The following is a 13,439-nucleotide window of genomic DNA, read 5'->3' on the forward strand; positions in this document are numbered from 1 at the left end:
CGGGCACTGCGGATGAAACCGCAGTGCCCGATGCGTTAAGTTGCCGTTATTGCACTCAGCATACAGGCGCTATGCAGACGCGCCACTCAGCGCAATAAAGAAGCCAGCAATCGAAGCCGACATCAAGTTGGACAGTGTACCGGCCAATACGGCTTTGACACCAAAGCGGGCAATCTCTTTACGACGAGTAGGTGCAATGCTTCCCAGACCGCCCAGCAGAATCGCAATGGAGGAGAGGTTAGCAAAGCCACACAGCGCGAAAGACAAAATCGCCATGGTGTGCGGTGTCATCATTTGACCCGTGGCAGCCACCACCTGTTCCCCATCAATGTAGGGCGCCAGGTTGATGTAGGCGACAAATTCGTTAACCACCAGTTTCTGGCCAATGAACGAGCCTGCCAGAGTCGCTTCTTCCCAGGGTACACCCAACAGGAACGCGAGTGGGGCAAACAGCCAGCCCAAGATCAGCTCCAGGCTCAGCGAGTCAAAGCCCACCCAGCCACCAACGCCGCCGAGAATGCCATTGACCAGCGCAATTAGGGCGATAAAGGCGAGTAGCATCGCGCCCACGTTAGCGGCCAGCATTAGACCCGACGTAGCGCCCGATGCCGCGGCGTCCAGCACGTTGGCGGGCTTATCTTCCTGGGCCTCAATCTCTTCTTCCACCTTGGTAACGCTGTCGCTGTCGGTAACGTCTTGGGTTTCCGGCATGATCAGCTTGGCGAACAGCAACCCGCCCGGCGCCGCCATAAAGGAGGCGGCTACCAGGTACTCCATGGGAATACCCAGCGCTGCGTAACCCGCCAACACCGAACCGGCGACAGACGCCAAACCACCACACATAACGGCAAATAGCTGTGAAGGCGTCATACGGGCGATAAATGGGCGTACTACCAGCGGCGCTTCGGTCTGGCCGACGAAGATATTCGCGGTCGCAGAGAGCGATTCTGTCCGAGAGGTGCCCAGCGCTTTCTGCAGAGCACCACCCAGGATACGAATCACCCACTGCATAATGCCGATGTAATAGAGCACGGCAATCAGTGAGGAGAAAAAGATGATGACCGGCAGTACTTTGATAGCAAACACAAAGCCAACGTTTTCAACGTCGGCTAAGCCGCCGAACAGAAAGCCGATACCGTCGTTGGCATATACCAATATTTGGCTAACGCCTGAAGAAATGGCCTGCAGCACCGCTTGGCCAAACGGTACATACAGTACAAAGGCGCCGATACCCGCTTGAATGGCAAAGGCCCCCAGCACAGTACGTAGCCGGATAGATTTACGGTCGTAAGAGAAGATTAGGGCAATGGCCACCAGAGTGACCATACCCACCAAGCTCATAAGGAGTGTCATAAGTGGATCCTTCGAGTCCTGGAACCTCTGATTAACTATTGCGCTTGCCTATACGGCGTTAAAAATCGCCTCAAAGTGCTCATTTACTGCTAGTAAACTCCGCCTTTTCGTTGATTTTTGCCTTGTCTAGCCTGCGCTCATCACGTTAATCAGAGGCTCCTAAATCGATTAAAGTAAGTTGAGCTTGACGGAGTAGATCATCGCGTTCTGGTAATTGTTGGGGGTGCCCAACTTATTGTCAGAGTAGCGATACTGAACGCCGGTGGTGATCAAGTCGCTCGGATGCCACCACAGGCTCAGTGCACCGTTGGTGCCTACACTGCCTGCTTTTTCGCCTACATAGTTCTGTTCCAGGTACTCATCGTCACGGCCAAACGTCTGCTCGTGCCAGTTGGTGACGCTGAAATTCTGGTTGAGCGCAGTGAAATCATAACCCGCGACCCAACCTGCCATATAGCCATTCATGCCGGAGTAGCTGTTACTTTGCACCCGCGCGGCACCAATAAACGGTTTGAACCAAAGACCGTTGTCAAAGGTGGTGCGGTAGCCCAAGCCCAAAATCTGATCCTGCTCACGGCTTTCAAAACCGTAATCGCGGAAGTCGTAAAGGTGGGCATAAATCGACAGCGGGCTGTCGCCCAGATAAATGTGCGAGGTTATTTTACCCGCGGTGCGAAAGTTGTCTTTGCCGCCGCTGGATTCATCGAACTGGTCGTTGGTGGGGTTCTCGAAATCAAAGAAGCCGTAAAATTCGCCCCAGCTAAAGCCTGCGCCGCCTTCGATTTCGAGAAACATAAAGTCACTTTTCGCCGCGTTGGAGGCGGTGCGTGCTTCGGTTCCGTTCGACCAGTCAAGGTAGTTAACCGAGACGTTGGCGAATGACCACAGCCGATCAAGGGGGTGCGGCTGAGCAGCCTCATCTGCCATTAGCGGTGTGGCAATCGTCGCCCCTAATACGCCAGCGCCAAGCGCGATAAGAGACGAAGAGCGAGTCAGCGTACGAAGTGGGGTACGCAAGAGTGTACGAGCAGTCATGTAAGCCTCAACAATGGTTATCGCGGAGCCATTTGAGATTGGCTATCCGAGGTTTTAGTCGTGCGGGCTGGCGCTAATGTTAAAATTATAACATTTAGTGTTATTTTTCTAACGTTGATTTGCAAGTGTTGTCACATCAACGCTATTTAAATGTCATATAGCTATCGTAATTTTCGCTATGAGCAGTTTTAGCCGTCATGGCAGTGGAAATTCCGACCCTACTCGCGCAGCATAGAAACTAGCATTGACGCAACTGACAAGGCTTACGTTGCGCTAATCACAACAAGAGGGTTTGCCAGAAGATGCCCACCATGAATGGCCGCAGCGCTCAGCGCCTAGCCAAACTTCAGGAAGCGCTAGCCAGTGGCGGCACCCTGCATTTGCGCGATGCTGCAGAACTGTGCGATGTGTCAGAAATGACGATCCGTCGCGATCTCACTACCCAGCCTACTGCGATGACCCTGCTGGGTGGGCGCTTGGTGATGGCAAACTATCCGGGCGTAACGCCGATTTATGATTTAACTGAGCAACAGGCTAGCCACTATCAGGCGAAGTATCGCCTCTGCCAACGTGTGCTGGCCTTTATCGAAGAGGGCGATACGCTGTTTATCGATTGTGGCTCAACGCTGATTCCCTTATTGAGCCAGTTAAGTCATTTTCGTGAGCTGACGGTGGTGACCTATGCGCTTAACGTCGCCAATGCGGTTTCCGCGCTTCCGAACGTACGCTTGGTGCTATTGGGCGGGCTATTTTATGCCGCCTCGCAGTCGTTTGGCAGTGATAATATGGCGGCAGCTATTGAGCGCTTAGGCATTAATAAAGCACTAATCTCCGCGGCAGGGGTAGACCTGGAAAGAGGTGTGAGCTGTTTCCACTTTCATGAAGTCGCCCCGAAACAAGCCGCTATTGCCACCGCCATGCAACGCCTGCTCGTGGTGGATGCCAGCAAGTTTGGCGTGGTGCGTCCTGCCTATTTCGCCGCACTGGACGACTTTGATGTAGTTGTCACCGATGAAGAGGGCGCGCCGCAATTGCTTAACGACAACGGACGCGCTGTCCCTGAAATAGTCGTGCCTGAAATAACAGTGGCGTGATTGTTTGCCCGGTACTCTGAGTCGTCAATATCTAGGGTGCGGCAATGCGCCACTTCTTTCATGATCTCGATCAATAGAAAATGCTTTCGTCTCACTGGCTTAAGCCTTCAAGGCTTAAGCCAGTGAGATCCGTCGCCAACCCCCACTCGGTGGCGCATATTTTTCCCGGAGCAATGACGCTCAGCGCTATCGTTAGCCATTTTTGAGCGTGTTTTGGGAAAAGTATGGGGTGTTAGTTAGCCTGCTACGCTTTTGATGGCGTGACTGGTTAGTTTTTATTGAACCTCTTACGAGATCACACCATGCAACGACGCTCACTATGGCGCAGGCGAGGCACACTAGTGCTGCTTGCGCTGTGTCTGTTTCTGGCAGGCTGTAGTTCAGCGCTGCTAGACCCGAAAGGCCAGGTTGGCGCTGAGCAGCGCACGCTGATTCTGACCTCCTTTGGCCTGATGTTGATTGTGGTTATTCCTGTCATTGCCATGACGCTACTGTTTGGCTGGCGCTATCGGCGCAGTAATAACGCCGCTAAATACTTGCCCGATTGGGCTCACTCCAATGCGATTGAAGCGGTGATCTGGATCGTACCCTGCGCCATCATCGCGGTTCTTGCTTTGTTGACCTACAAAACGTCCCACAGCCTTGACCCGCACAAGCCGCTGGAAAGCGACGTGACGCCGATCGAGATTCAGGCCGTATCGCTAGACTGGAAGTGGCTGTTTATCTATCCCGAGCAAGGCGTTGCCAGCGTTAATGAACTGGCCTTCCCGGTGGATACCCCGGTGCGCTTTCGGGTGAGTTCCGGCTCGGTAATGAATGCCTTCTTCATTCCGCATCTTGGCAGCCAAATCTACGCCATGGCGGGCATGGATAACGATGTCCATCTTATCGCCGATGAAATTGGCAGCTACCCAGGACGTTCCACCAACTACAGTGGTGCGGGCTTCTCGGGCATGACCTTTGAAGCCAAAGTGACCACCCCAGCTGAATTTGATGCCTGGGTCGAAACGGTACGCGACGCTTCAGATACGCTGACCTACCCCGAAGGCTACGAAGCACTGGCCGAGCCCAGCGAATCGAATCCGGTGGAGTACTTCTCGGCTATTTCGCCGTCGCTCTATGAAAGCATTGTGAAAAGCTTCCACACCGGTGGCGAGCACGCTATGGGCGATGACCATCAGATGGGCAGCGACCATGCTGATTCCCACGATAGCGAGAGCGCTCAAGCGACTGATCATGCGGCCCAATCAGGCCATGTCACCAACAACCATGCTAGTCAGGATAATGCCATGCGCAGTCACTCCTCTAGCGTTGAAGCGGGAGGTTAAGCCGTGTTTGGAAAACTCAGTTTAGAGTCAATTCCCTACCACGAGCCGATCATTATGGTCGTGGCGGCCGTTATGGCCATTGGCGGGATCGCACTGTTTGGTTTGTTAACCTATTACCGTAAATGGGGCTGGCTATGGAACGAGTGGTTTACCTCCGTCGACCATAAAAAGCTCGGTATCATGTACTTCGTCGTCGCGCTGGTCATGCTGCTACGCGGCTTCTCTGATGCGATTATGATGCGTACCCAGTTGGCCATGGCCGCCGGGGATGCAGCGGGCTATTTGCCGCCCGAACACTACGACCAGATCTTTACCGCCCACGGCGTGATCATGATCTTCTTTGTCGCCATGCCCATGGTCATCGGCCTGATGAACTTGGTGGTGCCACTACAAATTGGTGCCCGCGACGTCGCTTTTCCCTTCCTGAATAACTTAAGTTTTTGGCTGTTTGCCGTGGCGGCAATATTGGTCAATATCTCTTTGGTGGTGGGCGAATTCGCCAAAACCGGCTGGCTTGCCTATGCGCCCTTATCGGGGATCGAGTTTAGTCCCGGGGTGGGGGTCGATTACTGGATATGGGCATTACAGATATCCGGGATAGGCACGACGCTCACCGGTATCAACTTCTTCGTCACCATTTTAAAAATGCGCACCAAAGGCATGACCATGTTCCGCATGCCGATCTTCACCTGGACATCGCTGTGCGCCAATGTGTTGATCATCGCCTCGTTCCCGATTCTGACCGCGACAATTGCACTGCTAACGCTGGATCGATACCTAGGTATGCACTTCTTTACCAATGATTTTGGCGGCAACATGATGATGTACGTCAATCTCATCTGGGCGTGGGGTCACCCAGAAGTTTATATCCTGATTCTGCCTGCCTTTGGCGTGTTCTCTGAAGTCATCTCGACCTTTGCCCGTAAGCGGCTGTTTGGTTATATGACCATGGTCTGGGCAACGATTGCGATCACCTTGCTGTCGTTTATTGTTTGGTTGCACCACTTCTTCACCATGGGCGCGGGCGCCAACGTTAATGCCTTCTTCGGCATTATGACCATGATTATTGCTATCCCTACCGGGGTAAAAGTATTCAACTGGCTGTTCACCATTTACCGTGGCAGCTTAGAGCTAACGTCGCCAGTGCTGTGGACCTTAGGCTTTATTATCACCTTTACCTTGGGCGGTATGACAGGCGTGATGCTGGCGGTGCCTGCGGCTAACTTTGTACTGCATAACAGCCTGTTCGTGATTGCCCACTTCCACAACGTGATCATTGGCGGTGTGGTGTTTGGCATGATGGCGGGGCTTACCTTTTGGTTCCCCAAAGCGTTCGGCTTCAAGCTCGACGAAAAATGGGGCAAGCGCTCGTTCTGGTGCTGGTTTGTCGGCTTCTATGTCGCCTTTATGCCGCTGTATGTGCTGAGCTTCTACGGCGCCGTTCGCCGTATGCAGTCCTATGCCAATACCGAATGGCAGCCTTGGATGATTCTGGCCTGGGTGGGCGCAGTGATTATTATGCTGGGCATTGCCTGCACCATCATCCAGTTCTGGGTGAGTATCCGTGACCGCAAGCTGAACGCGGATGTCACCGGTGATCCCTGGGATGGCCGTACCCTGGAATGGTCTACCTCTTCTCCCGCGCCGTTCTACAACTTTGCACGCTTGCCGGAAGTGGGCGATATCGACAGCTTCTGGTCGCAGAAGCAGCGTGGCGAGGAGCAGCTTGAAGAAGCGCCCTATACCGATATTCATATGCCGCGCAACACCGTAGCAGGCCCGGTGATGAGTCTGTTCGCCTTAGTGATTGGTTTCGCGCTGGTGTGGCATATCTGGTGGTTGGCCGCTGTAGGCGCGTTAGGTGTGTTCGTGAGCTTTATGGCGCGGGTGTTCAACGACGATATCGACTACTACGTACCTGCGGCTGAAGTTGAGCGTATCGAACGTGCACACCAGCAACGCATTAAAAAATCTGATCCCTACAAGCCGTCTGCTGACGATGAAGATAGCAAACGTGAGCATCAACAGTACGTGGAGGTGTAAGCATAATGGCAACGGATACGTTACATCACGACGCATCAGCCGAGCCCCACGAGCATCACGATGCTACGGGCACCAAGCTATTTGGGTTTTGGGTCTACTTAATGAGCGACTTGGTGATCTTCGGGTCACTGTTCGCCACCTACGCCGTGCTGATGAAGGGCACGGCGGCGGGCCCAACCGCGGCCGACATTTTTGAGCTACCGTTCGTACTGGTCGAAACCTTCCTGCTGCTGTTAAGTAGCTTTACCTTTGGCATGGGCGTGCTGGCGATGAACGCCCAGCGCCTGGGTCAAGTGAAGGCGTGGCTGGCCATTACGTTCGTGCTGGGTGCTGGCTTCGTGGGTATGGAAATCTACGAATTCCAGCACTTGATTCATGAAGGCTATGGGCCGGATAAAAGCGCGTTTCTTTCGTCATTCTTCACGCTAGTGGGCACCCATGGCCTCCACGTGACCTTTGGTTTGATCTGGATTTTAGTCATGCTGGTGCAGCTCTTCACCAAAGGCCTGAACGACATGACCCGACCAAGGATTTTGTGCCTAAGTCTGTTCTGGCACTTCCTTGATATTGTCTGGATCTGTGTCTTCTCATTCGTCTATCTGATGGGAGTGCTGTGAGATGAGTCATTCTCCGACTAGCCCCACTAATAACCATGGCAGCGTAAAGTCGTATGTGACAGGACTGGTATTGTCGCTGATACTGACCATTATCCCCTTTGGGGTGGTGATGAGTGGCTCACTTAGCGTGCTGACCACTGTTATCGTGGTGGCCGTGACCGCCGTGTTGCAGATACTGGTGCAACTGGTCATGTTCATGCATATGAGTACCAAAGCCGACGAAGGCTGGAACGTGATGTCCTTCGTCTTCACACTGACGATTCTCGTCTTAGTGGTAGGAGGCTCGCTGTGGATCATGCAGCATCTGCATCTCAACATGATGATCGGCTGATCACGGCACCTAGCCGTTGGCGGGATCTGCTTGAACTGACCAAGCCGGGTATTATCGGCGGCAACTTGATTGCTACCCTGGGTGGCTATTTCCTGGCCGCTCAGGGGCAGTTTGAGTGGCTCAGCTTTGTCTCGGTCATGGTGGGGATTGCATTAATCATCGCGTCGGGTTGTGCATGTAACAACGTCATCGACCGCGATATTGATGCACTGATGGCGCGCACGCGCCATCGCCCACTGGTAAGGGGCAGTATCTCCATCACCCAGGCTCTGGGCGTTTCGGCGCTGCTGGGCGTGTCGGGGGTGGTGTGCCTGGCGCTGGGGACCAACGGGTTAACCGTTGCCTTGGCTGTGATTGGCTGGGGCGTGTATGTAGGGCTTTATAGCCTCTATATGAAGCGTCGCTCGGAGTACGGCACGCTGGTGGGCAGCCTCTCAGGTGCCATGCCGCCAGTGGTAGGCTACTGTGCCGTCACCGGGCAGTTCGACAGCGGCGCCATCATGCTACTGGTGATTTTCTGCCTATGGCAGATGCCGCACTCCTACGCCATTGCGATTTTCCGCTATGCCGATTATCGCCGTGCCTCGATTCCGGTGCTGCCGGTGGTGCGTGGGGTCAAAATGGCCAAACACCATATCCTGGGCTACATCGTGGCGTTTATTCCCGCCTCGCTGGCGCTGGGGCTGGCCAGCCAAGCGGGTGCCGGGTATCTCTGCGTGGCGCTGACCATGGGCGGCTACTGGCTCTACTTGGCGCTGCGCGGTTACCGCTTAGACGATGATGTGCGCTGGGCCAAGAAAGTATTCGGTGTCTCTATTTTGACCATCACCGCGATGAGCTTAGTGATGGTGCTGGAGGCGATGGTGCCCATGCTGGCGTGACATAACCAGTTCATGCCATAAGTGTTAAGTAAAAAGCCCCGAACAGTCATCTGCTCGGGGCTTTTTTGTTGCCTCTTGAACGGCCAGCGTCGGATAGGGGAAGAAAAGTCTTAGACTTTGGTATAAAATGCTGCAGTGCGGAAAGCAGCGCGCACTTTTTCATTAGCCTGTTTTTCAATGCCAGGTGTGCTTCACTATCCTTGGTTGCCCTTTGGTCTTCTTCTTCTTCCACGAGAGCCTTCTCCTTCCTTAACGAGCCTTTACGTCCTTATGTCAGCGTCCACTCTGCCCAAGCTATTGCCGCGCCATCTGGCGATTCTATTGATGATGACCGTGGCCACCATGTTCGCCGCCAACCACGTCTCTGCACGGCTGGCGTTTGATAATGGCACCGGGCTGTTGCTGGCAGTATTAACCCGCTCGGGAGTTGCCTGCTTGATTTTAGTAGCGCTAGTCATCGTGCAGAGAAAGCGGCTGTGGCTGCCCGCAGGCTCCTGGCCGTGGCAACTCGGCGTGGGGCTGCTGATCGCGATCCAAAGCGTCAGCCTCTACTCGGCGGTGGCAAGGTTGCCGGTGGTGATTGCGTTGCTGTTGGTCAATACCTTTCCTATTCAATTGGCGTTATTGAGCTGGGCGCTGGGTGGCCCGCGCCCAACACTGCGTAGTTGCCTCATTATGGGCACTATCCTGATCGGCCTGCTGGTGGTACTGGATATCCCTTCCTGGCTTGCCAGTGCAGATGGCATGGGGCCCGGCTGGATCGCGGGAATTGGGTTTGGCTTAACCGCTGCCTTTGTATTTGCCTGTGCGCTATGGATTACCGAGCACCGCCTGGCCGGGGTAGGCAGCACATTGCGCAGCCTGCTGACCATGCAAACGGTGTTTATCGTCATGATTATTGGCGGCATCGCCGGTGTAGTGCCAGGAGGCATGAGCCTGCCGGACAACAGCGCAGGTTGGATAGGGTTAGGTCTACTGGGGCTGCTCTATGGCTCGGCATTTTCGACGCTGTTCATTTTCGTGCCGCGACTTGATATGGCACGCAATGCGCCCGTAATGAATATCGAGCCGGTAGCTTCCCTGGTGCTGGGCTATTTCGTGCTGGGACAGATGCTCAGCCCCGGCCAACTGGTGGGGGGAGCCGTGGTAGTCGGTGGTATTATCGTGCTCAGCCTTTCAAAAGGTAGGTAAGCAGGGGAGGAAAAAAGGAAATTACATGCACGCAGGGCGGACGAATTGCGTTCTTCAAGGTAATGGACCACAATGCAGTTGAGTAAGGAAACGCTGTTTTTTAACTGAGGTACAACCTATGAAGATGTCCCTAGTATCACTTACATCGGCGGCACTCCTGGTTGGCGCAAGCGCCTTTGCTGCGTCTGCACAAGCCCAGCAATCCTTCACCTACCCACAGGGGTACGTAGGCGGTGACGCGATGTTCTGGAACCTGGATCCAGAGCAAGGCCCATCCCGCGACGCCGTAGGCCTGCGCCTGCGTGGTGGTGCTCAATTCAACGACTACTTTGCCCTTGAAGGCCATTTAGGTACGGGCGGCTCGGACGGCGGCGCGGATTTAGATCATCTCGCTGGCGCCTATGCCAAGGGTATTTTCCCGGTGGCGCGTGAAGTACGCCTATACGGCCTAGCAGGCTTCACGGAAGTTGAGGTTAGAAACAACCGGGAGAGCGGCTTCTCCTACGGTGGCGGTGCGGAAATGGATATTGCCCCCAATCTGTCGGTGGGAGCGGACTACATGCGCTACCTGGACAAGTCCAACTATACCTTTGATGCGGCCAGTGTTGGCCTGCGCTACCGGTTCTAACCGCTAGTTAAAAAGCGAAGTAAAACATCCAGCCCCATGGCGTTGTTAACGGCATGGGGCTTTTTGCATTTATAAGTTTTTAACGATGCCCATGGCAAGGCTGATGGGGTGTGCACATTGTTAGCGCGCTAATTAATTGTTAGACTAAAGTCTTGATACTTTTCCTACATAATATGCGCCCGCCGAGAGGCGTTTGCCAGGGTGTCTACCTGGCAGCTAACAAGTGAGCTCTGCATGACCCCTGATCAAACATTTGCCCGATGGGTAAAGGTGGCTATTGCCGCCTTTGTACTGCTATTTATCTACTTTCTGCTAGCCGATAGCTTTATGCCCATGACGCCAGAGGCGAGGGTGATGCGGCCAGTCACACGGATTGCCCCCGAACTCAGCGGTCCAGTGAAAGCGGTGCTAGTGAGTGATCACCAACACGTTGCCAAAGACGATGTGCTGTTTGAGATAGACCCAGAGCCGTTTCGTTTAGCCGTAGATCAAGCGCAGTTGAACCGCGAGCAAGCCGAGCGGGAGAATGCCCGTTTGGAAGCAGAACTCACCTCCGCGCAAGCGGAATTAGCATCTGCTGAAGCCACGGCCTCGGAGCGGCAGGGTGAGCTTCGTCGGGCTGAAACGCTCATGTCGCACCAAAGTGTATCGCGCCAGCAGTACGAACAGCAGGTGGCTGCAGAGCGCACTGCGCAGGCCAGCGTGGCGGCGGCCAAGGCTAAAATCGTGAGCCTAGAAGTGCAGTTAGGCGATTCAGGCGAGACCAACCTGCGCTTGCGCCAGGCCGACAATGCGCTCTCCCAGGCCCGATTGGATCTTGCTCATACTCAGGTACGGGCGGCCCAGGCGGGTAACGTTACCAATCTGCAGTTGAATGTTGGCGACTATGTACAAGCGGGCCAGCCCGCTGTTGCAGTGGTGGCAGATGAGACAGATATCATCGCCGACTTCCGTGAAAAGAGCCTGCGCCATGTGGCGCCAGGCGATGCCGCGCGGGTCGTGTTTGATGCATGGCCGGGTGAGGTGTTTGATGCCCAAGTCCTCGCCATGGATGCTGGCGTGCGCGAAGGTCAGCTAGCGGCGGATGGTCAACTGGCCGATATTCCCACCACTGACCGCTGGGTACGCGACGCCCAGCGCATGCGCGTCCACATCGCGCTGACAGAGCCGGTCGCCACAGCCCTCGCCAGTGGCGCCCGCGCTACGGTGCAGCTTCAGCCTGGTGATGCGGTATTGGCCAAACCCTTTGTTTGGCTGCAGTCGCATTTAATCAGTTGGCTGCACTATGTCTATTAGCGGGTTGGCTAAGGGTTGGTTGACTAAGCGCTGGTTGCTTAAGAGCGATACGGCGAGCCCACAGCGTACGACTCGCCCAGCGTTAACACACAACGGTTTACGCCAGTGCCTACGAGTAGCAGGGGGAGGCGCACTGGGGTTTGTGGTCAGCCAGTTAATGGGCTGGAACTACGGGGTGTTTTTCACCGTTTTTCCGATGTTTCTGCTCGGCATGGTGCCCATTCTCAATGGCCATATCATTCGCCAGTTTTTAACCAACGTATCGCTCAACGTAATTGAGGTGAGCCTGGTGGTTGGCCTGCTGAAGCATATGCCGGTGGTGATGACGCTCGTGGTGCTGGCGATGTTTCTATTTCGCTTTAACCTGATGGCGAAAGGGCCGATGTTTTTGTTCGGTGCCAACGGCGTGCTGACGTTAAGCATTCTGCTTCACTTCGCCAGCTACCCGAATGTCGATTTAAGCGACCTATTGGCCAGCAATCTCGTTGCCAGCGGTCTGGCGGTATTTATTGCCATGCTGATGCATACCCTTTTTCCCGATGTTGAAGCGCGCAAGCCACCACCACGAGCGACCAAATCAGCCGCGCAGATTCGCCATGAAACCCTGATTGGCGGCGTGACCGCTACGCTCTCGTTTGTGGTGTTTCAGATGTTCGATTTACAGGGATCCCTTTCCGCGCAGATGGCGACCATTCTGGTTCTGTTTGCGATGGGTTACGCCGGTGCGAAAGTGTCGGCAGGAAAGCGGGCCATTGGAACATTGTTAGGCTGCAACATGGCGCTCGTCATGCAGTTACTGCTGTATACCCAAAGCCACCATTTTTTGCTGGTGATTCTGCTCTATTGGCTGGGGCTGATGCTGTTCGCAAGAGAGCATGTTCATGAGGGCGGCGGTTCAGGCATTGGTTTTGGCGGGTTAACGACCTTGGGAATTCTGTTCGGTCAGTCGTTAGGCCCACAACAAGACCTGGTATACAGCGCGCTCTATCGATTCTCGTCGATGAGTGTTGCGCTCACCCTCACCGTATTAGTGATGGCCTGTCTACATTTTTTATTAAACCGCTGGGAACCCACGCGTTTAAAAAAATAAACCGACCATAAATTAAAGTAGCGCAACTTTTTTAATAAAGACTACTCTGATGAAGTGTCAGCGTGTGATTGTAGTGCTATTTGCACCTTCACATATGGCATGTTCCCTACTAACGGATTAGAGGTGTTTGTCATGGCAACTGGTACCGAAGACAAAGCAAAAGGTTCGGCTAACAAAGCTGCGGGAAAAGTCAAAGAAGCGGCGGGCAAGGCGACTGGTAGTCATAAAACAGAAGCTAAAGGTAAAGCCCAACAGGCGAAAGGCGAACTGCAAAAAGGCAAAGGCGAAGCCAAGGATAGCCACAAGAAACAGCGCTAGTTACTTAACAGTGATTCCAACAGGGGGCTACGGCCCCCTGTTGGCGTTCAAGGGCTTAACTAAAACCAATGGTTAAAGCCCACGAACGACTCCCGCCACAACCATTTCTCTTGATAATGGTCAGCATTATAGCGATGTCTTACTCTCGCAACGCTTGATCTAGCGCAATCCTGCCTGCAGTCAGCTATGCATTAATGGTGAAGTGTCATGACTCCCCTCACTGAGGAAGCGACC

At 54.2% G+C, this 13,439-nt stretch carries 14 protein-coding genes; 11 read left to right on the plus strand and 3 right to left on the minus strand.

What is annotated here, in order from left to right:
- Positions 1–69: 69 nt before the first annotated feature.
- A complete protein-coding gene (locus tag AC5TBW_RS04480; RefSeq protein WP_495510923.1) occupies positions 70–1,353 on the minus strand; it encodes a NupC/NupG family nucleoside CNT transporter in 1,284 nt (427 codons plus the stop codon).
- 168 nt (positions 1,354–1,521) lie between these two features.
- A complete protein-coding gene (locus tag AC5TBW_RS04485) occupies positions 1,522–2,388 on the minus strand; it encodes an outer membrane protein OmpK (RefSeq protein ID WP_495510924.1) in 867 nt (288 codons plus the stop codon).
- Between the two features lie 311 nt (positions 2,389–2,699).
- On the opposite strand from AC5TBW_RS04485, the gene AC5TBW_RS04490 reads away from it, so the two are divergent.
- From AC5TBW_RS04490 to cyoE, 6 genes are all read left to right on the plus strand, one after another.
- Positions 2,700–3,482: a DeoR/GlpR family DNA-binding transcription regulator gene (locus AC5TBW_RS04490; RefSeq protein ID WP_495511912.1), complete on the plus strand. Its 783-nt coding sequence runs from the start codon at positions 2,700–2,702 to the stop codon at positions 3,480–3,482.
- 302 nt (positions 3,483–3,784) lie between these two features.
- A complete protein-coding gene (gene cyoA / locus AC5TBW_RS04495) occupies positions 3,785–4,810 on the plus strand; it encodes a ubiquinol oxidase subunit II (RefSeq protein ID WP_495510925.1) in 1,026 nt (341 codons plus the stop codon).
- 3 nt (positions 4,811–4,813) lie between these two features.
- Positions 4,814–6,853, plus strand: a complete 2,040-nt coding sequence (gene cyoB, locus AC5TBW_RS04500) for a cytochrome o ubiquinol oxidase subunit I (RefSeq protein ID WP_495510926.1) — start codon at positions 4,814–4,816, stop codon at positions 6,851–6,853.
- A gap of 5 nt (positions 6,854–6,858) precedes the next feature.
- Positions 6,859–7,470 carry a cytochrome o ubiquinol oxidase subunit III gene (cyoC, locus tag AC5TBW_RS04505; protein WP_495510927.1) on the plus strand — a complete coding sequence of 204 codons (612 nt, stop codon included), beginning with the start codon at positions 6,859–6,861 and terminating at the stop codon, positions 7,468–7,470.
- 1 nt (position 7,471) lies between these two features.
- Positions 7,472–7,801 (plus strand): cytochrome o ubiquinol oxidase subunit IV, encoded by a 330-nt coding sequence (cyoD, locus tag AC5TBW_RS04510; protein WP_495510928.1) that lies wholly within the window; start codon positions 7,472–7,474, stop codon positions 7,799–7,801.
- Positions 7,759–8,682: a heme o synthase gene (gene cyoE / locus AC5TBW_RS04515; protein ID WP_290696351.1), complete on the plus strand. Its 924-nt coding sequence runs from the start codon at positions 7,759–7,761 to the stop codon at positions 8,680–8,682. Before cyoD ends, cyoE begins: the two co-directional genes overlap by 43 nt.
- A 46-nt stretch (positions 8,683–8,728) precedes the next feature.
- Here cyoE and AC5TBW_RS04520 read toward each other — a convergent pair whose 3' ends face one another.
- Positions 8,729–8,914 (minus strand): hypothetical protein, encoded by a 186-nt coding sequence (locus AC5TBW_RS04520; RefSeq protein WP_495510929.1) that lies wholly within the window; start codon positions 8,912–8,914, stop codon positions 8,729–8,731.
- Between the two features lie 38 nt (positions 8,915–8,952).
- Here AC5TBW_RS04520 and AC5TBW_RS04525 point away from each other — a divergent pair, with 38 nt between their 5' ends.
- The 5 genes from AC5TBW_RS04525 to AC5TBW_RS04545 all read left to right on the plus strand — a co-directional run bounded on the left by AC5TBW_RS04525 (position 8,953) and on the right by AC5TBW_RS04545 (position 13,205).
- The gene (locus AC5TBW_RS04525) at positions 8,953–9,873 is read left to right on the plus strand and encodes an EamA family transporter (RefSeq protein ID WP_495510930.1); all 921 of its coding nucleotides are present in this window, start codon (positions 8,953–8,955) and stop codon (positions 9,871–9,873) included.
- Positions 9,874–9,991: 118 nt separating this feature from the next.
- Entirely contained in the window at positions 9,992–10,501 is a 510-nt protein-coding gene (locus AC5TBW_RS04530; RefSeq protein WP_495510931.1) for an outer membrane beta-barrel protein, read from the plus strand.
- Between the two features lie 234 nt (positions 10,502–10,735).
- Positions 10,736–11,797, plus strand: coding sequence for an HlyD family secretion protein (locus tag AC5TBW_RS04535; RefSeq protein ID WP_495510932.1), 1,062 nt, complete (start codon positions 10,736–10,738; stop codon positions 11,795–11,797).
- Positions 11,787–12,887, plus strand: a complete 1,101-nt coding sequence (locus tag AC5TBW_RS04540; RefSeq protein WP_495510933.1) for a DUF2955 domain-containing protein — start codon at positions 11,787–11,789, stop codon at positions 12,885–12,887. The genes AC5TBW_RS04535 and AC5TBW_RS04540 overlap by 11 nt, the downstream gene beginning before the upstream one ends.
- A gap of 132 nt (positions 12,888–13,019) precedes the next feature.
- Entirely contained in the window at positions 13,020–13,205 is a 186-nt protein-coding gene (locus AC5TBW_RS04545; RefSeq protein ID WP_495510934.1) for a CsbD family protein, read from the plus strand.
- Positions 13,206–13,439: the final 234 nt, after the last annotated feature.

It is taken from the genome of Vreelandella sp. ssv (assembly GCF_059448525.1).

What these genes read in the sequence shown, in the direction of transcription:
- AC5TBW_RS04480 (WP_495510923.1), bottom strand. Translation starts at nt 1,353, where the DNA reads ATGACACTCCTTATGAGCTTGGTGGGTATGGTCACTCTGGTGGCCATT.
- AC5TBW_RS04485 (WP_495510924.1), bottom strand. Translation starts at nt 2,388, where the DNA reads ATGACTGCTCGTACACTCTTGCGTACCCCACTTCGTACGCTGACTCGC.
- AC5TBW_RS04490 (WP_495511912.1), top strand. Translation starts at nt 2,700, where the DNA reads ATGAATGGCCGCAGCGCTCAGCGCCTAGCCAAACTTCAGGAAGCGCTA.
- cyoA (WP_495510925.1), top strand. Translation starts at nt 3,785, where the DNA reads ATGCAACGACGCTCACTATGGCGCAGGCGAGGCACACTAGTGCTGCTT.
- cyoC (WP_495510927.1), top strand. Translation starts at nt 6,859, where the DNA reads ATGGCAACGGATACGTTACATCACGACGCATCAGCCGAGCCCCACGAG.
- cyoD (WP_495510928.1), top strand. Translation starts at nt 7,472, where the DNA reads ATGAGTCATTCTCCGACTAGCCCCACTAATAACCATGGCAGCGTAAAG.
- AC5TBW_RS04525 (WP_495510930.1), top strand. Translation starts at nt 8,953, where the DNA reads ATGTCAGCGTCCACTCTGCCCAAGCTATTGCCGCGCCATCTGGCGATT.
- AC5TBW_RS04530 (WP_495510931.1), top strand. Translation starts at nt 9,992, where the DNA reads ATGAAGATGTCCCTAGTATCACTTACATCGGCGGCACTCCTGGTTGGC.
- AC5TBW_RS04535 (WP_495510932.1), top strand. Translation starts at nt 10,736, where the DNA reads ATGACCCCTGATCAAACATTTGCCCGATGGGTAAAGGTGGCTATTGCC.
- AC5TBW_RS04540 (WP_495510933.1), top strand. Translation starts at nt 11,787, where the DNA reads ATGTCTATTAGCGGGTTGGCTAAGGGTTGGTTGACTAAGCGCTGGTTG.
- AC5TBW_RS04545 (WP_495510934.1), top strand. Translation starts at nt 13,020, where the DNA reads ATGGCAACTGGTACCGAAGACAAAGCAAAAGGTTCGGCTAACAAAGCT.